The organism is Streptomyces sp. NPDC007907, assembly GCF_042959365.1.
Classification (GTDB): Bacteria; Actinomycetota; Actinomycetes; order Streptomycetales; family Streptomycetaceae; genus Streptomyces; species Streptomyces indiaensis.
Genome location: NZ_JBIBKR010000003.1, coordinates 539525 through 559861 on the forward strand (window position 1 = coordinate 539525; position 20337 = coordinate 559861).

Annotated in this window: 19 protein-coding genes; 10 read left to right on the forward strand and 9 right to left on the reverse strand. The window is 72.9% G+C overall.

Annotation, left to right across the window (positions count from 1 at the left end):
• The first annotated feature begins 18 nt into the window (after nt 1-18).
• Together ACFZDI_RS13855 and ACFZDI_RS13860 are read left to right on the forward strand one after the other, a co-directional pair.
• Complete coding sequence (locus ACFZDI_RS13855; RefSeq protein WP_391250319.1) at nt 19-1680, forward strand: amidohydrolase family protein; 1662 nt, start codon at nt 19-21, stop codon at nt 1678-1680.
• A 75-nt stretch (nt 1681-1755) separates the two neighbouring features.
• On the forward strand, nt 1756-2490 hold the full coding sequence (locus ACFZDI_RS13860; protein WP_391250321.1) for a hypothetical protein: 735 nt from the start codon (nt 1756-1758) through the stop codon (nt 2488-2490).
• 11 nt (nt 2491-2501) lie between these two features.
• Here the strand turns inward: ACFZDI_RS13860 and ACFZDI_RS13865 are convergent, their stop codons facing one another.
• A complete protein-coding gene (locus ACFZDI_RS13865; protein WP_391250323.1) occupies nt 2502-4016 on the reverse strand; it encodes an MFS transporter in 1515 nt (504 codons plus the stop codon).
• A gap of 268 nt (nt 4017-4284) precedes the next feature.
• Between ACFZDI_RS13865 and ACFZDI_RS13870 the strand changes: the two genes are divergently transcribed.
• Together ACFZDI_RS13870 and ACFZDI_RS13875 are read left to right on the forward strand one after the other, a co-directional pair.
• Nucleotides 4285-4698 (forward strand): SRPBCC family protein, encoded by a 414-nt coding sequence (locus tag ACFZDI_RS13870; protein WP_234749856.1) that lies wholly within the window; start codon nt 4285-4287, stop codon nt 4696-4698.
• 6 nt (nt 4699-4704) lie between these two features.
• Nucleotides 4705-5013, forward strand: coding sequence for a hypothetical protein (locus tag ACFZDI_RS13875; protein WP_234749854.1), 309 nt, complete (start codon nt 4705-4707; stop codon nt 5011-5013).
• 238 nt (nt 5014-5251) lie between these two features.
• Here ACFZDI_RS13875 and ACFZDI_RS13880 read toward each other — a convergent pair whose 3' ends face one another.
• The 3 genes from ACFZDI_RS13880 to ACFZDI_RS13890 form a co-directional block, all read right to left on the reverse strand.
• Nucleotides 5252-6433, reverse strand: a complete 1182-nt coding sequence (locus ACFZDI_RS13880; protein ID WP_391250326.1) for a Rieske 2Fe-2S domain-containing protein — start codon at nt 6431-6433, stop codon at nt 5252-5254.
• Nucleotides 6434-6686: 253 nt separating this feature from the next.
• Nucleotides 6687-8405, reverse strand: coding sequence for a SpoIIE family protein phosphatase (locus ACFZDI_RS13885; protein ID WP_391251105.1), 1719 nt, complete (start codon nt 8403-8405; stop codon nt 6687-6689).
• A 179-nt stretch (nt 8406-8584) separates the two neighbouring features.
• Entirely contained in the window at nt 8585-9430 is an 846-nt protein-coding gene (locus ACFZDI_RS13890; protein WP_234749849.1) for an endonuclease/exonuclease/phosphatase family protein, read from the reverse strand.
• 237 nt (nt 9431-9667) lie between these two features.
• Here ACFZDI_RS13890 and ACFZDI_RS13895 point away from each other — a divergent pair, with 237 nt between their 5' ends.
• Complete coding sequence (locus tag ACFZDI_RS13895; protein WP_234749847.1) at nt 9668-10363, forward strand: GAF and ANTAR domain-containing protein; 696 nt, start codon at nt 9668-9670, stop codon at nt 10361-10363.
• A gap of 132 nt (nt 10364-10495) precedes the next feature.
• On the opposite strand, the gene gdhA is transcribed toward ACFZDI_RS13895, so the two are convergent.
• Entirely contained in the window at nt 10496-11842 is a 1347-nt protein-coding gene (gene gdhA, locus ACFZDI_RS13900) for an NADP-specific glutamate dehydrogenase (protein WP_234749845.1), read from the reverse strand.
• Nucleotides 11843-11998: 156 nt separating this feature from the next.
• Here gdhA and ACFZDI_RS13905 point away from each other — a divergent pair, with 156 nt between their 5' ends.
• Together ACFZDI_RS13905 and ACFZDI_RS13910 are read left to right on the forward strand one after the other, a co-directional pair.
• A complete protein-coding gene (locus tag ACFZDI_RS13905; protein WP_391250329.1) occupies nt 11999-12655 on the forward strand; it encodes a WHG domain-containing protein in 657 nt (218 codons plus the stop codon).
• A 50-nt stretch (nt 12656-12705) separates the two neighbouring features.
• Nucleotides 12706-14049 carry an MFS transporter gene (locus tag ACFZDI_RS13910; protein WP_391251107.1) on the forward strand — a complete coding sequence of 448 codons (1344 nt, stop codon included), beginning with the start codon at nt 12706-12708 and terminating at the stop codon, nt 14047-14049.
• Nucleotides 14050-14107: 58 nt separating this feature from the next.
• On the opposite strand, the gene ACFZDI_RS13915 is transcribed toward ACFZDI_RS13910, so the two are convergent.
• From ACFZDI_RS13915 to ACFZDI_RS13930, 4 genes are all read right to left on the reverse strand, one after another.
• The gene (locus tag ACFZDI_RS13915; protein ID WP_391250332.1) at nt 14108-14431 is read right to left on the reverse strand and encodes a DUF6980 family protein; all 324 of its coding nucleotides are present in this window, start codon (nt 14429-14431) and stop codon (nt 14108-14110) included.
• 79 nt (nt 14432-14510) lie between these two features.
• Nucleotides 14511-15668 carry an acetyl-CoA C-acetyltransferase gene (locus ACFZDI_RS13920; protein ID WP_391250334.1) on the reverse strand — a complete coding sequence of 386 codons (1158 nt, stop codon included), beginning with the start codon at nt 15666-15668 and terminating at the stop codon, nt 14511-14513.
• A gap of 37 nt (nt 15669-15705) precedes the next feature.
• Nucleotides 15706-16332 carry a TetR/AcrR family transcriptional regulator gene (locus ACFZDI_RS13925; RefSeq protein ID WP_234749837.1) on the reverse strand — a complete coding sequence of 209 codons (627 nt, stop codon included), beginning with the start codon at nt 16330-16332 and terminating at the stop codon, nt 15706-15708.
• Between the two features lie 15 nt (nt 16333-16347).
• Nucleotides 16348-17136, reverse strand: coding sequence for an SDR family oxidoreductase (locus ACFZDI_RS13930; RefSeq protein ID WP_234749835.1), 789 nt, complete (start codon nt 17134-17136; stop codon nt 16348-16350).
• A 79-nt stretch (nt 17137-17215) separates the two neighbouring features.
• Between ACFZDI_RS13930 and ACFZDI_RS13935 the strand changes: the two genes are divergently transcribed.
• The 3 genes from ACFZDI_RS13935 to ACFZDI_RS13945 are packed head-to-tail and all read left to right on the forward strand — an operon-like array spanning nt 17216 to nt 20315.
• Nucleotides 17216-18073, forward strand: coding sequence for an enoyl-CoA hydratase (locus ACFZDI_RS13935; RefSeq protein WP_234749833.1), 858 nt, complete (start codon nt 17216-17218; stop codon nt 18071-18073).
• On the forward strand, nt 18073-19314 hold the full coding sequence (locus ACFZDI_RS13940) for an acyl-CoA dehydrogenase family protein (RefSeq protein WP_391250337.1): 1242 nt from the start codon (nt 18073-18075) through the stop codon (nt 19312-19314). The genes ACFZDI_RS13935 and ACFZDI_RS13940 overlap by 1 nt, the downstream gene beginning before the upstream one ends.
• Nucleotides 19314-20315 carry an acyl-CoA dehydrogenase family protein gene (locus tag ACFZDI_RS13945; RefSeq protein ID WP_391251109.1) on the forward strand — a complete coding sequence of 334 codons (1002 nt, stop codon included), beginning with the start codon at nt 19314-19316 and terminating at the stop codon, nt 20313-20315. The genes ACFZDI_RS13940 and ACFZDI_RS13945 overlap by 1 nt, the downstream gene beginning before the upstream one ends.
• Nucleotides 20316-20337: the final 22 nt, after the last annotated feature.

Consider the following 20337-nt stretch of genomic DNA (forward strand, 5'->3'; position numbering starts at 1 on the left):
CTCCATGGAGTTCACCCCATGACGCACCCCCCTGTCCCGGGACCCGCCGACCTCGTGTTCACCGGCGGTCCCGTGCACACCGTCGATCCGGCCCGCAGCCGCGCCACCTCGGTGGCCGTGCGCGGCGGGCGGATCGCCGCCGTCGGCCACGACGAGGTGCGCGAGCTGATCGGGCCCCGCACCGAGGTCGTCGGCCTCGCCGGGAAGCTGCTGCTGCCGGGCTTCCAGGACGCCCACGTCCACCCGATGGGCGCCGGCCTCGAACTCGGCCTGTGCCACCTCGGCGACACCACCGACGCGGACGCGTACCTGCGCGTGATCGCCGCGTACGCGGCCGAGCACCCGGACGTCGAGTGGATCACCGGGGGCGGCTGGTCCCTGGAGGCGTTCCCCGGCGGCTCCCCCACGGCCGCCGCCCTCGACGCGGTCGTCCCGGACCGGCCCGTCTTCCTGCCCAACCGCGACCACCACGGCGCCTGGGTCAACAGCCGGGCCCTGGAGCGCGCGGGCATCGACGCCCGGACCCCCGACCCCGCCGACGGACGGATCGAGCGCGACGCCGAGGGCAACCCCACCGGGATGCTCCAGGAGGGCGCCGTCCACCTGGTGGGCCGGCTGGTGCCCGACCCCTCCCCGGAGGAGCAGCTCGCCGGGCTGCTGCGGGCCCAGGCCGTGCTGCACTCCCACGGCGTCACCGCCTGGCAGGACGCCATCGTCGGCACCTACGCCAACCTGACCGACCCGGCCCCGGCCTATCGGACGGCGCTGGACCGGGGCCTGCTCACCGCGCGGGTCGTCGGCGCCCTGTGGTGGGACCGCGAGCGGGGGGCCGAGCAGATCGGTGAACTCGTGGCCCAGCGGGATGAGTTGAGCCGGGACCGGTTCCGGACCGGCACGGTGAAGATCATGCAGGACGGCATCGCCGAGAACCACACCGCCGCCATGCTGTCCCCCTACCTGACCGGCTGCGGCTGCGCCTCGGACAACAGCGGCATCAGCTTCGTCGAGCCCGGCGAGTTGCGGAAGTACGTCACCGAGCTGGACGCGTACGGCTTCCAGGTCCACTTCCACGCGCTCGGCGACCGTGCTGTGCGCGAGGCGCTCGACGCCGTGGAGGCCGCCCGGGCCGCCAACGGCAACCGCGACACACGGCACCACCTGGCGCACCTCCAGGTCGTCCACCCCGACGACCTGCGGCGTTTTCGCGCGTTGGGGGCGAGCGCCAACCTGCAGATGCTGTGGGCGGCCCACGAACCGCAGATGGACGAGCTGACCCTGCCCTTTCTCGGGGCGGAACGCGGCGCGTGGCAGTACCCGTTCGGGGATCTGCTGCGGGCCGGTGCGACCCTCGCCGCCGGCAGCGACTGGCCCGTCAGCAGCCCCGACCCCCTCCAGGCCCTCCATGTCGCCGTCAACCGCGTCTCCCCCGAGGCGCCCGCCGGTACCCCGGCCTTCTTCCCGGAGCAGCGCCTCGACCTGGGCACCGCCGTCGCCGCGTACACCGCGGGCAGCGCCCATGTGAACCACCTGGACGACGTCGCCGGCAGCATCACCGTCGGCAAGGCGGCCGATCTGGTCGTCCTCGACCGCGACCCTTTCGCCGGTCCGCCCGAGGAGATCGCCGCGACCCGCGTCCTTGAGACGTTCGTGGAAGGCAGACGGGTCCACGGCGTCGGCTGAGGCGTGGTGCAATGCTCCGGGGAACGGGCGTACCGAGGGGGCTGAGGCGCGGTGGGGTCGTCGGGGGGCGGGACCATGCGGTCCGTGATGTGGGTGCTGATCGCACTCGTGCTGCTCGGTGTCGGCGCGGCCTCGGCCTTCCAGGTCCGCGGGGCGCTGGAGCGGGAGCGGGAGTACCGTGCCGCGCCGGTCTGCGCCACCGTTCCCGTCACGGCGTCGGGGTGCGTGTGGGAGCAGGAGTTCACCGTGCGGAGCGCCGCCCTGCACCGCGGTGAGCGCGGCGAGTCGCCGGAGGCGGAACTGCTGCTGCCGTCCGGCAAGCCGTGGGAGGTGACGTTCCCGCGCACCGAGCCCGTGCTGTCCGAGACGGAGCCGGGCGAGAAGGTCGTCGGCGTGATCTGGCACGGGCAGGTCGTCGAGGTGCGGGACGCCGAGGGGCGGCGGCAGCAGACGTCCGACGGGCCGGTGGGATGGCCGCAGGACCGTCTGGGCGGTGCGCTGGCCGGTGTCTCGTTCGGTCTGGCGGCCCTGGTGGGCGGTGTGTGGCCGCTCTTGGCGCGGGGCGAGCCGCGTCACGTGGCGGCGGCGAAGATGGTGCGCCGGCACGGCATCGGTCTGGGCGGCACGGCGATCCTGACGCTCTGGGCGCAGGCGGCCAACGACTGGCCGCTGTGTGCCATTGTGGCGATCTGGGCGCCGCTCGCGCTGCTGATCCTGGTGTCCATGACGGCCTTCGCCCTCGGCGCGCTGCGCGGCGATCTGGATGGCGGCCCGTCCGCCCGGCGGGATCCACAGCCGCAGGTCCCGTGAGCGCCTGGGGCTCAGCTCTGCCGGGCGTGCACGGGACTGTGGGCGACATCGTCCGGGCACGGGCGGTGCGGCTCCCGCGCGCGCCGGTCGCGCCGCCAGTCGTAGGCCGCCAGGGCCAGGGACGCTGCCATGCCGACGATCCCGGCGGCCATCGCGAGGAAGAGGGCTCCGCGGTAGTCGTCGCTCCTGCTGCCGAGCACCAGGTAGTAGAGGCCGGGCAGGGCGGCGGTGCCCACCGCGGCGCCGAGACGCTGCCCGGTCTGCAGGGCGCCGCCCGCCGCTCCCGCCATGTGCACGGGCACGTCGCGCAGTGTCATGGTGATGTTGGGCGAGATCACGCACCCGCCGCCCAGCCCGCCGAGGAACAGGACCGGGGCGGCGATCCAGGGGGCGATGTCCAGGGGCGCGAAACGCAGCAGCAGCGCGGTGCCGCCCAGTCCGAGGATCACGCCCGTGAGCCCGCCGACGGTGAGCAGGCGGCCGAGCCGGTCCACCAGCCGTCCGGAGAGGGCGGCGGCGCAGGCCGAGCCGAGGGCGAAGGGTGTCACGGCCAGACCGGACTCGAGGGGGGAGAAGCCGAGTCCGTGCTGGTAGAAGAGGGCGAAGACCAGCCAGACGCCGCTGAAGCCGATGAAGTACAGCGTGCCCACGCCGGCGCCGATGGCATAGCCGCGGACGGTGGTGAACAGCCGGGGGTCGAGCAGCGGCTGGGTGCCGCGGTTCACCAGGTGGCGCTGCCAGCGGCTGAAGGCGAAGAGGAGGCCGGCCCCGACCGGGAACATCCACCAGAGCCGGGCGAGGCCGCCGGTCTCGGCCTGGACCAGCGGATACATCAGCGCGAGGACGCCGAGGCCGAGAAGCGCCACGCCGGGCAGGTCGACGTGTTCCCGGCCGGAGCGCGGGGTGCGGGGCAGCAGGCGGCGGCCGAGGAGGACCGCGAGGATGCCGATGGGCACGTTGACGTAGAAGATCCACCGCCAGCCCTGGGCTCCGTCGGCCAGGGCGAGGATGAGGCCGCCGGTGAGGGGGCCGACGGCGGAGGAGATGCCGACGGTGGCACCGAAGAAGCCGAAGGCGCGGCCGCGCTCGCCGCCCCGGAACATCTGCTGGATGAGCGCCGAGTTCTGCGGGGCCATGAAGCCGGCCGCCAGGCCCTGGGCGAGCCGGGCCACCACCAGCAGCGTGATGTTCGGGGCCGCTCCGCAGGCGGCGCTGAAGAGCACGAAGCCGCTGAGGGCGACGAGGAAGATGCGCCGCCGGTCCAGGGCGTCGCCGAGGCGGCCGGCGGTGACGAGGGCGAGACCGAAGGAGAGGGCGTAGCCGGACACCACCCACTGCACCTCGGCGGCGGAGGCGTGCAGCTGCTGCTGGACGGTGGGCAGGGCGACGGCCACGATCGAGACGTCCAGCAGGCTCATGAATCCGGCCACCAGGGTGACCCACAGGGCCCGCCAGCGGTTGGGGTCGGGCTCGTACCCGTCCTGCTGCCCGTCCTGGTTCCGGCCGCCCGCCGCCGACGCTGTCACTTGGGCTCCTCTCACCAGGCACGCACCCGGCGAACCAGGTTCCCCCGCCGGGGCCCGGGCACACACCCGTCCGAGGAGATCCTCCCGGACGGAGCGGCGGACCGCCTCTCGCCCTGAGGACGCGTTCCGCACGCCGGACGATCAATCGGACGCCGCGCGAGGGGGTCAGTTTGAGCCCGCGCTCGCGGGCGGGGCATTCCACGGTTGGGTCCGGTCAGGCCGGGAACGCGGGTGCGCTACGGACTCCCGAGGCAAGGCCGGTAAGGCGATGACCGAGTACGAACGTTCCCGCACGATGCCCGCGCAGCCCGAGCACGTCTTCGACCAGGCCGCGAACGTCGGCCGGCTGGACAGCTGGCTGCCGGAGGCCCTGCACGTGGAGGCGGAGGAGCTGCCCGCCGTCACCGTGCACGAGGACCGCACCGATGAGGACACCTCCGCCGTGCTGCGCGCCCGGCGGGAGCAGATGCGGCTCGAGTGGGGCACCCGTGAACACGGCGGCTACGCGGGCTGGCTCCAGGTCGCCGGTCTCGACGGCGGCGCCAGCGAGGTGACCGTGCACCTGTCGTTCTTCGACGCCGGCCACGACCCGGGCGAGCGCGCCGTCGCCGATGCCCTGGACACCAGCCTGCGGCGGCTGGAGGAACAGGTGCGACTGCGCGTCGAGCACCCGGCCGGCTGACCCGCCGTGGCAGGCACGAAGCGATACGCCGTCGCCGCGTCCGGGCAGTGGACCGACGAGGAGGAGGGGCGGCGCCGGCTGCCCTCCGGCGAGGTGCACGCCTGGGAGCCGGGCCGCAACGAGACGGTCTGCGGCCTGTCCCTCAGCCGCTCCCGGCTGGTCCGCTTCCCGCACGTGGGCTGGCCCGATACCTTCCCGGAGTCCGGTGGCGCCGCGGACCGGGTACGGCGCCAGTGCCCACGCTGCGCGTCGGTGGCAGGACGCCGGGGCTACGACGCCCGCCCGCGGTGGCGCCGCACCAACCCCCGCCCGTGAGGGCGGCGGTCGGGCCCGCCGGAACGTGAGCCCGGCCGCTCGCTCGCGGCGGGGCCGTCACCGCGACGCCGGCCCGTCTCGCCGCCCGCGCGCCTGAGCGGGGCCGGCGCTCTCCCGGCGGGCCGTCCTGCCGCCCGCTCCCGCCGACGAGGCGTCCCTCCCCGCCGAAGGACCCGCGGAACGCACGTGGGTGTTGCGGGACTTTTTGGCCTGAACCGCACTTCTCCGCGTGCGATCGCTAGGGGGTGCCCGTCACCGCCGTCGGACCGCGGTCCTGCCCGTCGCACAGCAAGGCCGCGCCGCACGCGCCGGCCCGGGGGCGGATCGGCACGCCGTTCGTGCGCAGCACCTCGCGGACGTCCAGGATCAGGGAGAAGACCTCGCGGTTGAGGTCCTGTCCCTGCTCGTCCCAGGCCCGCTGCTCGGCCTCGACGGCCATCCGGTCCTCGGCGAACACCCGTTCCGTGAAGCGCCTGATGAGGGGCCAGGCCAGCTGCAGGGCACCGGGCAGGCGCGGCTTTTCGATCATGAGCAGGCCGAACGTGTGGCACCGGCGCTGCTCCGCGTCCTCGGGCACGTAGGCCACCCAGAGGCGGAAGGCCGGCCGCTCGGCGTTCTCCGGGACCAGTTCGAGGGTCTGGTACGGGTACTCGGTGCGGATCGTCATGACGTCGCGGGAGTCACTGCCGCCGATGCCCTCGGAGGCCAGCAGACTGGCCCCGCGGTTCCGCCTGCCCCCGGCGTGGCTGAACAGGTATCTGGCCTCAACCGACCGTTCGTCGGTGCGGGAATCGAGCAGCTCGGGCTGGAGCCGACCGACCACGCCCCGGTGCAGGAACTGGTGGTTCATGTCGAGCAGGTTCTCGTGCATGAACGAGTAGTGGCAGTGCACGGTCCGGGAGTAGGTCATCGTCCTGTACCGCGGGGAGCCGAACGCCGGGAGGTCGGGCAGCGGGGTGGCGGTGGCCTTGTCCGGGTCGCCGGGGAACACGAAAACCAGGCCGTAGGCCTCGCGCACGGGGTAGCCGCGCACGCCGCGCGGCGGCCGGCCGTCGCCCTTGGAGAGGTACGGGATCTGCGAGATGCGGCCGTCTCCGCGGTAGGCCCACGCGTGGTAGCAGCAGCGGAGTGTCTCGCCCTCCACGACGCCCATGCTCAGCGGCACCTGGCGGTGGGCGCACCGGTCCTCCAGCGCGTACACGGAGCCGCTCTCCCCGCGGTAGAGCGCGATGCGCTCCCCGGCGAACGTGGCCGCGAACGCCCGTTTGGTCCGCACGTTCCTCGACAGGGCGACCGGATACCAGTGGTCCGGGTTCGCCCCGACGCGCCGGAGGTCGACCGTGCCCGTCCTCGGGTCACGGTGTTCCGCGGGCCAGTCGGCCCCGGCAGAGAAGGCCCCGGCCTCGTCGGTCTCGGTCATACCTCTCCCTCGCGCGTACGGGCAGCGACAGCCGCGCGTCCCACCGGGCAGCACGGAGCTGCCGACGCGGGCACCCGGCACGGCCCATCCTCACCGCGTCGCACCCCCCACGCCCTGCCCGGCACGTACGGACGGGTGAGCCGGGCCGGGGGTCGGCAGCGGCGCGCATCGCCGTGCGCGCGCACCACGCCGGCAGCGTGGCGCAGGGCACCCGGAGCGGATGAGCAGCAGACACCTGCGTACGCCGTCCCGGTCAGCCCGTGGGGACGCGCACGGCGAGGACGGCCACGTCGTCGTCGTTGCCCGAGGGGCGGACGCGGCGCAGGAGTTGGTCGGTGAACGAGGCGAGCGGCCGGTGGGCCAGGGCTGCGGCGTGCTGGCGCAGCCGTTCCAGCCCCTCGTCGAGGGTGCGGCGGGGCGCTTCGATGAGGCCGTCCGTGTAGAGCACCAGGGTGGAACCGGGCGGGAGCTGCACGGTGGCGTCCGGGCGCCGGGTGCCGGTCTGGGTGCCCAGCAGGATGCCGTGGCCGTCGGTGAGGTAGTGGGCCAGGCCGTCCCGGCTGATCAGCAGCGGCGGAGGATGGCCGGCGTTGGTCCAGGACAGCTGCCAATAGCCGTCGTCGGCCGGTTCGACCCGGGCGAAGATCGTCGTGGCCATGGTGACGTCGGTGATGTGCTGGATCGCCTCGTCGAGCCGCTCCACGATGCGGCTGGGCGGCTCGTGCTGGGACCAGGCGTACGCCCTGAGCATGTTGCGGACCTGCGCCATGCCGGCCGCCGCCTCCAGGTCGTGACCGGCGACGTCGCCGATGGCGAGCGCGGTGGAGGCGTCGGCCAGGGGGAAGGCGTCGTACCAGTCGCCACCGACCTGGGAGGCGTCGGGTGCGGGCAGGTAGCGGACGGTCATCTCCAGACCGGAGAGGCTCGGCATCTGCGGCAGCAGATGGTTCTGCATGGTCTCGGCGACCTTGCGCTGGCGCTGGTAGAGGCGGGCGTTGTCCAGGGCGAGGCCGGCCCGGCGCGCGATGTCCTCGATCAGGGGGAGGTCCGCCGGTGTAAAGGCCGCCGGGTTCTCGCCGCGGCCCAGGGTCAGCGCTCCCAGCACGGCGCGGGTGCTGCGGATGGGCGCGATGGCCGCGGAGTGCATCCCCGTGACGTCGAACAGGCGGCGCTGCTCGACCGCGATGCCGGAGTCCGGCGCGCCCTGGTAGGTCTGCGGGCCGGCCAGGTTGGAGGCGACCCCGCGCAGGGCCCGGGACAGGGGCATCTGGGACTCCTCGGGGACCGGCGGCATCGGCCCCTGGAGGTCCTCGCGGTGCGTGAGCGTCTCACCGTCGGCGTGGACCACGACGGTGCGCCACACCTCGTCGCGCTCGGTGATCAGGTCGACCACCACCCAGTCCGCCAGGCGGGGCAGGACCAGGCTCACCAGCCGCCGCAGCGCCTCGTCGACGTCGAGGGTGGAGGTCAGCCGGGTGGTGGTCTCGGCCAGGAGGGCGAGCCGTGCCAGCTCCGACAGATGCTGGGCCTTCGGCTCCGGTTGCGGCTCGGCCACATGGGATTCGTCGGGGGCGTGGAAGACGACGAGCGTGCCGCCGTGGTGGTCACCGATGTCGTACGGCGTGATCAGCCAGGAGATGCGCAGCACGGTGCCGTCGGCGTGGGCGAAGTAGTCCTCCTCGCCCTGGGCGGTACGCCCGGCGTGGAAGGCCTGCCGCATGGCGCACTGGGTTCTCGGCAGGGGCTGTCCCTGCGGGCCGCGGTGCAGCAGGTCGTGCGCGTCGTGTCCGATCAGCTCGGCGGCGGTGCGGCCCAGGATCTGCTCGGCGTAGGCGTTCACGGCGACGATGAAGCCCTGCTCGTCCACGATGTAGGCGCCGGCGCCGATGGCGTCCAGCGGTACGGCCGGCGCGAGGGACGCTGTCGGCACGGACGGCCCGTCAACGGTCCCCGTGTGCTCCGGCCCCGCCATCGCGGCCTCCCTGCTCATCCGGCCGGCGTCCCGCTCACCGGCGTGTCCTGCTTGCTCGCCCTCCCCGTATTCCCATACAGGGGAAGATTCCACGCGCCACTTCGACATCACTGCCGGCTGCTGTCCCGGGCAAGCCGCTGACCTGAGGTTTCAATGGGACCGACGGACCGGTCGGGCACTCATGTCACATCGACGTCGGCGTGCAGCAGGTCGTGGTCCGAGTAAGCGGTGGGATGCACACGGTGCCGGAGGGGGACGACGCCCCGCAGGAACACGTAGTCGAACTTGCTCTGCCAGTCGGTCGTCGGCCGGCAGCTGACGGTGGGCGACGGACGGCACTGCGGGTCGACGTCCGTGGCCAGTGCCCAGATGCCGGACAGCTCGGGGGCGTCCGGCACGGCGTTGAAGTCGCCGAGGAGGATCGCGCGGTCGTACCGGGCGACCGCCCTCGCCAGCACGTGGGTCTGCTCGGCCCGGACGGTCTCCTGACGCCGCTGGGCGAGGTGGGTGTTGAAGACCCGGACGGGCCGGCCGTCCACCGTGGTGGTGACGGCCATGTAGCCGCGGTCCTCGGAGCCGCCGTCGGGATACTCCACGGCGACCCGGTCCGTCATCGGCGCGGCCGAGAGGATCGCCTGGCCGAAGGCTCCCGGGCTCCAGGGCGCGCCCCCGCAGCGGCCCCACTTGCGCAGCACCGAGCCGTACTCGACGTGGTAGACCAGCCCGTGCAGGTTCTCCAGGTACTCCCGGATCCTCTCGACGTCCCGCACGCACGCTTCCTGCAGGCCGATGACCGCGGGGGCGTACGCGGCGATCTCCGCGGCCTTGTCGACGTCGCTCGCCTCGCAGGGGTTGCAGATGTTCCACGTCATGACCCGGTTCGGCACGACGTCCCGGGCGGCCACGGCGGGCTCCGCACCGGCGAAGAGGGCGCCGTTCGGTGCGCTGGGGCCGATGAGCACCACGCAGACCGCCAGCACGGCGCCCGCGAGCAACCGCCCGCCCGCGCGCATGTCGAGCACCATCGCCTCCTCACGGCGGACACACCGGGCCTCCGGCGTCCCCAGGCACGAGGTTATGGGACGGGGGCGTCGGCACAGCACCTGATGGGCGATCTCGTGGCGCGGCCGGCGCACGCGGCACCGTCCCCTCGGCCGGGACCGGACCGCCCGGGGCGCACACCACCCTCATAGCGCCTTCGGCGGTGAAGGACCGACTGCGCGTAGGGTGGCCGTACTGGTGATCGACGCGGGCGGTGGGGCATGGACTGGCAGAAGTTCGCCGAGGAGATGGCCGAGCTCGCACGGACCCTGCTGAAGCAGGACACCGTGCAGCAGACGCTGGACGAGATCGCGGCGTCGGCCGTGCGGCTGGTGGACGGCTGTGACGCGGCGGGGATCCTCGCCGTGCGCAAGGGACGGGCCGTCACGCTGTCCTCCTACGGCGACATGGTCGAGGAGTCCGACCGTCTGCAGGGTGAGCTGGGTGAGGGGCCGTGCTTCGATCTCGCCCGTCGCGCGGACGACGACCGCGTGTTCCGGATCGTGGACATGGGCCGGCCGCAGCCGGACTGGCCCCGGTACGCCGAGGCGGCCCGTGAGCTGGGCATCGGCAGCATGACCGGGGTGCTGCTCTACACGCACGAGCAGGACTTCGGCGCGCTGAATCTCTACTCCCGCCGCCCGGGAGCCTTCACCGAGGACATCGCGACCGCCGGCTGGCTGCTGGCCTCGCACGCCGCCGTCGCCCTCGCGGACGCCCGCACCATCGACCAGCTCGAACACGCGCTGGAGACCCGGCACGCCATCGGCGAGGCCATGGGGATCCTCATGGAACGCCACGGGATGAGCGACGAGGACGCGTTCAACGTGCTGCGCAACATCTCCCAGCACCACAACGTCAAGCTGCGCGACGTGGCCCAGCGCATCCGGGACAAGCGCTCCGACGAGCAGACCTGAGGACACGGACGCCGGTCCTGGACCACGCGGGGAAGCCGCCCATCGGCCCGCGCACCCGCCGCGACACGCTGCCCGACTGGCAGCGCAGGGTGCACGTGCCGTGGAGACACCCGCCCCCGTGTCCTTCGGCGCTCAGACGACTCCCTGGGCGGTCATCGCCTCGGCCACGCGGAGGAAGCCGGTGGCGTTGGCGCCGAACACGTAGTCATCGGGGTCTCCCCCATAGGTCGCGGCGGTGACACGGCACTGGGAATGCACCTGCCGCATGATGGCGGCGAGCCGGTCCTCCGTGCGCTCGAAGGTCCAGCTGTCACGGGCGGCGTTCTGCTGCATCTCCAGCGCGGAGGTGGCGACCCCGCCCGCGTTGGCCGCCTTGCCCGGGCCGAACAGGATCCGGGCGTCGCGGAACACCTCGACCGCGTCGGGCGTGCAGGGCATGTTGGCTCCCTCGGCCACGGCGAGCACGCCGTTCTTCACCAGGGCCACGGCGTCCTGCTGGTTCAGCTCGTTCTGCGTCGCGCACGGCAGGGCGATGTCGCACGGCACGTCGAAGACCGAGCCCCGGTCGGAGAACCGCGCGGCCGGGCGGGCCTCGGCGTAGGCGGAGATCCGGGACCTGCGCACCTCCTTGACCTCCTTGAGCAGCTCCAGGTCGAGGCCGTCCTCGTCGACCACGTAGCCGGAGGAGTCCGAGCAGGCCACCACGAGACCGCCCAGCGCGTGCACCTTCTCGGCGGCGTACACGGCCACGTTCCCCGACCCGGAGATCACCACGCGACGCCCGTCCAGGTGCTGTCCCCGGGTGGCGAGCATCTCCTGGGCGAAGTACACCGCGCCGTAGCCGGTGGCCTCGGTACGGACGTGGGAGCCGCCCCAGCCGACCGGCTTGCCGGTGAGGACGCCGGCCTCGTAGCGGTTGGTGATCCGCTTGTACTGGCCGAAGAGGTAGCCGATCTCGCGCGCGCCCACGCCGATGTCCCCGGCGGGCACGTCGGTGTGCTCGCCGAGGTGGCGATACAGCTCCGTCATGAACGCCTGGCAGAAGCGCATCACTTCGCCGTCGGAGCGGCCCTTGGGGTCGAAGTCCGCGCCGCCCTTGCCGCCGCCGATCGCCATGCCGGTCAGGGCGTTCTTGAAGATCTGCTCGAAGCCGAGGAACTTGACGATGCCGAGGTTGACGCTGGGATGGAAGCGCAGGCCGCCCTTGTACGGGCCGAGAGCGCTGTTGAACTCCACTCGGAAACCGCGGTTGACCCGGACCGTGCCCTGGTCGTCCACCCACGGGACTCTGAACATCAGTTGCCGTTCCGGTTCACAGAGCCGCTCCACGATGCGGGCCTCGACATACTCCGGGTGCGCTTCGAGCACGGGCCCCATCGTGTGCAGGACTTCCTGTGCCGCCTGGTGGAACTCCGCCTCGCCGGGGTCGCGTCGGCGGAGGTCGTCGTAGACGGCTTCGATGTGGGCGCTGACGTCCATGTGCCTGGTCTCTCTTCGCTCGGATACCGGCCGGATTCGCACCGGCCGGCTGCTCGCTTGTTCGCGATGACGGACACTCACCACCACGCGTACGCGCGCCGAAATACTCACCGGGACGTGAGTAGACAGTGTCTACGTATGTGGTAGACACTGTCTATGACTGATGGGGGCTCCCTTCGGGAGCGGTTGATCGATGCCGGCGTCGAACTTGTGCTGAGCGAGGGCTCCGGATCCGTGGGCCTGCGGGAGATCGCCCGTCGAGCGGGGGTGTCACACGGGGCCCCGCGTCGCTATTTCCCCACGCACGACGCGCTGCTCTCGGCTGTCGCCCGCCGCGGCTTCGAGGACCTCCGCACGCGGTTCGAGACCGCGGTCGCCGGAACGACCACGGCCCGCGGCCGGTTGGAGGCCCTCGCGCGGGAGTACGTCGCGTATGCGCGGGAACGGCGCGGCATGTTCGAGCTCATGTTCCGGCACGATCTGCTGGACAGCGCGCCGCAGGCACCGGGCCGGCCGCGGCTGCGCGAGTCGACCCTGCCGTTGTTCGGGCACTTCGCCGAACTCGTCGCCCGATGCCGGGCGGAGCGGCATGCCGGGCAACCCGCCGACGGGCCGGGCGAGGCCGGACCGCCACCCCGTGTGACGGCCGCCGCCCTGTGGTCGAACCTGCACGGCCTCGCTCAGCTGTGGGCCTGGGGCAGCCTGCAACTCGCCCTCGGCGATCCACCGCCGGACGGCGACACCGGCGACGCCCGTCCTGACCGGCTCATCGCGGCCGTTCTGGACGCCCATCTCGGCCCGGTGACCCCGTGACCGCACCCGCACAGCGTCGCCTCGCCCTGCTGGTCAGCGTGGTCGGCGCGATGCTCGTCGCGCTGGACGGCACCATCCTGCTCGTGGCCCAGCCCAGCCTGCAGCGCGACCTCGGCGCGAGCGTGGCGCAGATCCAGTGGACGAGCACCGGCTATCTGGTCGCGGTGGCCGCGTTGCTCGTCGTCGCCGGGCGTCTCGGGGACCGGTACGGGCACACGCGCCTGCTGTTCATCGGTGTCCTCGGCTTCGGGGCCGCCTCCGCCGGTATCGCGCTCGCTCCGGACATCCGCCCGGTGATCGTCCTGCGGGTCGCACAGGGCGTGTGCGGCGCGCTGCTCCAGCCGGCCACCCTCGCGTTGCTGCGGCTCGCGTACCCGGCGGAGCGGCTCGGTCGGCCGATCGCCCTGCGCACCAGTGCCATCGCGGTGGCCGCGGGGACCGGCCCGGTCCTGGGCGGCGTCCTTGTCGCCCATCTGGGATGGCGTGCGGTGTTCTGGGTCAACGCCCCCATCGCGCTCCTGCTCGCCGCGCTCGCCCTCGCCCTCCGGCAGCCGGTGCCCGGCCGGGCGGCCTCCCAGCGGCTCGGCCTCTCGGGCGCGGCGCTGCTCGCGGCCGTACTCGCGGTCCTGGTGCACACGTTGGCCGGCGTCCCGAGGCACGGGTGGGACGGCGCTCCGACACTCTTCGGACTCGTCGCCGTCGCGGGCCTCACAGCGGTGCTGGTCGCGCACGAGCGCCGTGTCGCGCACCCGATCGTGCCCCACGCGGTGGTGCGGTCCGTGCCGGTGACCGCTTCCATGACACTCCTGCTGCTCACCTCCGCGAGCCTGTTCGGCGCGCTCTTCGCCGCGACGTTCCATCTCCAGGACGTGCTCGGTCTCGATGCGTTCGCCACCGGCCTGCGCGTCCTTCCGCTGACCGCGCTCATGGTGCTCGGCTCACCCGTCGCGGGCAGAGCACTGCGCCGATACGGCCCGCGTCGCACCGCGCTGTGCGGGACAGCGCTCGTCGTCGTCGGCCTCGTGGGACTGTCCCTGCTGGGTCCTGCCGGCACGTGGACGGCCACGGGTGCGGATTTCGCCCTGCTCGGTGCGGGATTCGCCACCGTGATGGTCACCGCCACGGGGACGGTCGTCGGCGACGCGCCTCCCGGGTACGCCGGGGTCGTCGGCGGGCTGAAGCAGACCGCCGTGAACATCGGGCCGACTCTCGGCATCGCCGTCGCGGCCGGCACGAGCCGGACGCCGGTCCCCGCGTTCGGCTCCACCCTGCTCATCCTGGCCGCGATCGCCGTCCTCGCCCTGCTGCCCGCGTCGCTCCTCCCCTCGGGACGACCGGTCGGCCCCACCGAACGCGGCTCGACCGACCGGGCCGACGCCCTACGACCGAACTGACCGTGCGACACCCGTCTCCTCGGGCACGCGGCAGGTCGCCCGAGGCGCTGCTGGTTCGCTACTTGCCGCGTCGGGAGGCGAGCCAGCGGTCGTCCTGGAATTCGGCGGGGACCTCGTCCTCCGCCGGATCGATCCCGCGGCGCTCCAGCTCGTCGAACCACCGGTCCCGCTGCGACTCGGGGAGGCGTCGCCCGCACCAGGGGCAGAACTCGATCGTGATGCTCGACCTTCCGCCGTCCTGAATGATCAGCCCGTACTCCTGGAACGTGGCGGTGAAGCCGACCAGCACGTCCGGACAGTCGAAGGGATCGTCGTGCCGGTCGCAGCGCACGTTCACGCGGTCGTTCATCGCCTCGCAGCAGTGCTTGGGGGGCTGGGTCATGACTCCGGCTTCTCGTCGATCGACATCAGGGCGAGAAGTAGATCACGGTCCGTCCGTGATGAGCGCCGGCCGCCGTGGGTCAAAGGCGTTCCACGATGGTCACGTTGGCCTGGCCCCCGCCCTCGCACATCGTCTGCAGTCCGTAGCGCCCGCCGGTGCGTTCCAGCTCGTGCAGGAGCGTCGTGGCCAGCCGGGTCCCGGTGGCGCCCAGCGGATGGCCGAGGGCGATGGCACCGCCGTTGACGTTGACCTTCTCGGGGTCGGCGCCGGTCTCCTTCGTCCAGGCCAGCACCACCGAGGCGAAGGCCTCGTTGATCTCGACCAGGTCGATCTCCTCGAGCGTCATGCCGGACTTCTTCAAGGCGTACGCGGTCGCCGGGATCGGGGCGGACAGCATCCGGATCGGGTCCTCGCCGCGCACCGAGAGGTGGTGGATCCGGGCCCTCGGGGTCAAGCCGTGTTCCCGTACGGCCCGCTCCGAGGCGAGGAGCACGGCCGAGGCGCCGTCGGAGATCTGGGAGGAGAGGGCCGCCGTCAGCCGGCCGCCCCCCACCAGCGGCTGCAGTTGCGACATCTTCTCCCGGCTGGTGTCGCGCCGCGGACCCTCGTCGTGGACCACGTCCCTGTACGCGACGGTCTCCCGGTCGAAGCGGCCCTCGTCGACGGCCCGGATCGCCCGCCGGTGGGAGCGCAGCGCGAACTCCTCCATGGCCTCGCGGGTGATGTTCCACTTGCGGGCGATCTCCTCGGCGCCGAGGAACTGGTTGACCGGCCGGTCGCCGTAGCGGGCGCGCCAGCCCGCCGAGCCGGCGAACGGGCCCTGGGTCAGGCCCAGCGGTTCGGCGGCCTGACGGGTGGCGAAGGCGATGGGGATCTGCGACATGTTCTGCACACCGCCCGCGACGACGAGGTCCTGGGTGCCGGAGAGGACGCCCTGCGCGGCGAAGTGCAGGGCCTGTTGCGAGGAGCCGCACTGGCGGTCGACGGTCACCCCGGGCACCTCCTCCGGCAGCCCGGCGGCCAGCCAGCAGGTGCGGGCGATGTCACCGGCCTGAGGGCCGACGGTGTCGAGGCAGCCGAACACCACGTCCTCCACGGCGGCCGGGTCGACGCCGGAGCGCTCCATCAGGGCGGTCAGCACATGCGCTCCGAGGTCGGCCGGGTGGACGGCGGACAGCCCGCCACCCCGCCGCCCGACCGGCGTGCGCACCGCTTCGACGATGTAGGCCTCGGCCATGGCGTCTCCTCCTTGGTGTCTGCGATGTGCGGGCTTCCTACGAGCCGTCCAGGGCGATGCCCTCCAGCACCATCGACAGGTACTGGCGGGCGATCTCCTCGGGACTGTGCCGGCCGCCCGGCCGGTACCAGGACGCGGCGACCCAGACCGTGTCACGCACGAAGCGGTAGGTGAGCCGCACGTCCAGATCGGCACGGAACACCTTGGCCGCCACACCGCGCTCCAGCGTGCCCAGCCACGCCTTCTCGAACTTGCGCTGCGACTCGACGAGATACGCGAAGGCCGGTCTCACTGCGAGGTGCCGGGACTCCTTCTGGTAGATGGCGACCGCGTCGAGGTGCCGGTCGATCTCCCGGAAGGACTCGGTCACGAGCGCCTCGAGGGTTTCCCTGGGTCCGAGTCCGGCTCCGAGCACGGCGTCGTAGCGCGCCCAGAGCTCGTCCAGGAAGCCGGAGAGGATCTCGTCCAGCATCGACTCCTTGGAGTCGAAGTGGTAGTAGAGGCTGCCCGCCAGCATCCCCGCCGCGTCAGCGATCTTGCGGACGGTCGTGGCGTTGTAGCCCTGCTCGGCGAAGACCCGGGCCGCGACGGCCAGCAGTTCCTCCCGTCGCTCGGGCGGGCTCACCGTGGACTTCTTCTGGTCACTGTTGCTGCTTTTCGGCACCGGAGCATTCTCGCCTCATGGGTGCTGGCTGCTGACCGACAGGACCTCACCGGTCAGGTACGACGAGTAGCCGGAGGCCAGGAACACGATCACGTTGGCCACCTCCCACGGTTCGGCACAGCGTCCGAAGGCCTCCCGGGCGGTCAGTTCCTCCAGCAGTTCGGGGGTGGTGACCTTGGCGAGGTGCGGGTGCAGGGCCAGGCTCGGGGAGACGGCGTTGACCCGCACCCCGTAGGCGGCGGCCTCCACCGCGGCGCACCGGGTGAGGGCCATGACACCGGCCTTCGCGGCGGCGTAGTGGGCCTGCCCCCGCTGTGCGCGCCAGCCGATCACCGAGGCGTTGTTGACGACGACGCCGCCCGCGCCCGCGGCCTTCATACGGCGCAGTGCGGCGCGGGTGCAGCGGAAGGTGCCGTCGAGGGTGACGCCGAGGACCTCGTCCCACTGCTCGTCGGTCATGTCGACGACGTCGGCGGTGCCGCCGAGGCCCGCGTTGTTCACCACGATGTCCAGCCGTCCGTGCCGCTCCTCGGCGTGGTCGAACAGCGCGCCGACCTGGGCCTCGTCCGTGACGTCACAGGGCAGCGCGGTGACGCGCTCCACGCCGAACTCGGCGGCCAGGACCGCCTCGGACTCCTTCAGCCGGCGGGCGTGGGCGTCGGAGACCACGACCCGGGCGCCCTCCTCCAGCAGCCGCCGGGCGGTCGCGCCGCCGATCCCGGCGCCCGCGGCGGCGGTGACGACGGCCGTGCGGCCGGTCAGGAGGCCATGGCCGGGGAGGTAGGGCGGTGGGACCGAGGTCATGGACGGCTCCCGACGGCTCTCGACTGCTGACGGGCCGTAGATTAACCTACCAAACAATTGTTAGGGAAGGAGCAGGCGGATGCCAGCCGATCGCACCACGCACCCGGAGCCCGTCCGTTACGAGCGCCGCGGCGCCGTCGCCCTGGTGACGATGGACCGGCCCGAGTACCGCAACGCCCAGAACTCCGCGATGACCTACGCCCTGGACCGGGCCTTCTACCGCGCCGCGGACGACGACGAGGTGAAGGTCGTGGTCCTGGCCGGAGCGGGGCAGCACTTCTGCGCCGGCCACGACATCGGCACCCCGGAGCGGGACGCGCACCTGCCGTTCGAGCGCAGGGCGGGGCTGTGGTGGGACCACTCGGACAAGCCGGGGGCCGAGAGCCGCTTCGCCCGTGAGTCCGAGGTGTACCTCGGCATGTGCCGGCGCTGGCGCGAACTGCCCAAGCCCGTCATCGCCTCGGTGCAGGGGGCGTGCGTGGCAGGCGGGCTCATGCTCGCCTGGGTGTGCGATCTGATCGTCGCCTCCGAGGACGCCTTCTTCGCCGACCCGGTGGTGCGCATGGGCATCCCGGGGGTCGAGTACTTCGCCCACCCGTGGGCTATGCCGCCGCGGATCGCCAAGGAGTTCCTCTACACCGGCGACCGGATGAGCGCGCGGCGCGCCTACGAGGTCGGCATGGTCAACCGGGTCGTGCCCCGCGAGGAGCTCGCGCAGCACACGCTGGCGTTGGCGGAGCGGGTCGCACGGATGCCCCGTATGGGGCTGGCGCTTACGAAGCGGGCCGTCAACCAGGCCGAGGACCTCCAGGGCCTGCACGCGGGGCTGGACTCGGTCTTCGGGCTGCACCACCTCGCCCACGCCCACAACGCGGAGACGAGCGCCGACTCGCTCGGCGGGATGGACGTGCGCGCGATGAAGGAGGCAGGCCGCTGATGGACCTCGACTTCACCGCCGCCGAGGACGCCTTCCGGGCCGAGGCCCGGGACTGGCTCGCCTCCCATGTGCCGTCCGTCCCGCTGCCGTCGCTGGAGACCGCGGCGGGGTTCGCCGCGCACCGGGAGTGGGAGCGCACGCTGTTCGCCGACCGCTGGTCGGTGGTGTCATGGCCCGGGGAGTTCGGCGGCCGGGGGGCCTCGCTGCTGGAGTGGCTGATCTTCGAGGAGGAGTACTACCGGGCCGGTGCGCCCGGCCGGGTCTCCCAGAACGGCATCAACCTCCTCGCGCCGACGCTCTTCGAGCACGGCACCGACGAGCAGCGTGCCCGGATCCTGCCGCCGATGGCGAGCGGTGAGGTGATCTGGGCACAGGCCTGGTCCGAGCCCGAGGCGGGTTCCGACCTGGCCTCCCTGCGGTCCACCGCCGTACGGACGGAGGGCGGCTGGCGCATCGGCGGCCAGAAGACGTGGTCGTCCCGGGCTGCCTTCGCCGACCGCGCGTTCGGCCTGTTCCGCAGTGACCCGGACGCGGACCGGCCGCACCGGGGTCTGACGTATCTCATGTTTCCCCTGGACGCGGACGGGGTGACCGTGCGGCCCATCGGGCGGCTGGACGGCAAGCCCGCCTTCGCCGAGCTGTTCCTCGACGACGTGTTCGTGCCGGACGAGGACGTCGTCGGGGAACCGGGGCAGGGCTGGCGGATCGCGATGAGCACCACCGGCAACGAGCGCGGACTGACCCTGCGCAGCCCCGGCCGCTTCATCGCCGCGGCGGACCGGCTGACCGCGTTGTGGCACTCCACCGCCGACCTCGCCCACGCCCCCGAGTCCGCCCACGCCACCGATTCCGGCTCCGGCTCCGGCTCCGGCTCCGGCTCCGGCTCCCACGACACCGCGCTGCGCGACCGGGTCGCCGACGCGGTGATCGGTGCGCGCGCCTACCGGTTGTTCACCTACGCCCATGCCTCACGCATCGCCGCCGGCGGTTCGATCGGCGCCGAGTCCAGCCTCAACAAGGTCTTCTGGTCCGAGCTGGACATCGCCCTGCACGAGACCGCCCTCGATCTGCTCGGCCCCTGCGGCGAACTGTCCGACGAGGCCACCGAGGCAGCGGCACACGGGAGTTGGGCGGAAGGCCACACCTTCTCCCTGGCCGGGCCGATCTACGCCGGCACGAACGAGATCCAGCGCGACATCATCGCCGAGCGGCTTCTCGGCCTGCCGAAGGGGCGCCGGTGATGCGCTTCCTCCTCGACGACGAGCAGCGGGAGTTCGCTCGCGCCCTCGACGGCTTGCTCGGCTCCGCCGGCACACCCGGTGTCGTACGGTCCTGGGCTTGTGGCGATCACGGCCCTGGACGCGCCCTGTGGGGGCGGCTCGCGCAGGCCGGTGTCTTCGCCCTCGCCGTTCCGGAGGAGCACGAGGGTCTGGGGCCGCTGCCCGTCGAACTGGCCGTGGCTTTGGATGAGTTGGGCCGTCATGCCGTGCCGGGTCCACTGGTCGAGACGGTCGCCGCCGGGGCCCTGCTGGGCCGGCTCGGGGGCGACACGGCCCGGGCCTGGCTGCCGCAGCTCGCGTCCGGAAAGGCCGTGGCGTCCCTGTGCGTCCTCGCTCCGGGAGGCAGCCCGTACGCCCTGGACGCCGACGCCGCCGACGCGGTGTTCGTCGTGGACGGCGACACCGTACGCCTCGCACGGTCGCACGGCCCGGTACAGCCGTCGGCCGACCCGGCGCGGCGACTGGCCCGCCCCCTCGGCGGAGTGGTCCTGGCACAGGGGCCTGCGGTGGAGGTGGCCGCCGCACACGCCGCGGATGTCGCCGCGCTGGCCACGGCCGCCCAAGCCCTCGGACTGGGACGGGCGTTGCTGGAACGCACTGTGGAGTACGTGCGGCAGCGCACCCAGTTCGGGGTGGCCGTCGGCTCGTTCCAGGCGGTGAAGCACCGTCTGGCCGACACCCTCATCGCCCTGGAGTTCGCCCAGCCACTGGTCCACGCCGCCGCCCTGGCCCTGGCGGCGGACGATCCGGCGGCCGGCCGGGAGGTGGCCGCGGCGAAGGTGTCGGCCTGCGAAGCGGCGTACGGGGCGGCGCGGACGGCTCTGCAACTCCACGGCGCCGTCGGCTACACCGACGAACTGGACGTGTCCCTGTGGATCCGCAAGGCCCGCCCCCTGCGCACCGCATGGGGTACCCCGACCGCCTGCCGGGCACGGGTCCTCGCGCCCGACGGCCGAGGATGAGCGGCGCACGGCCGAGGACGAG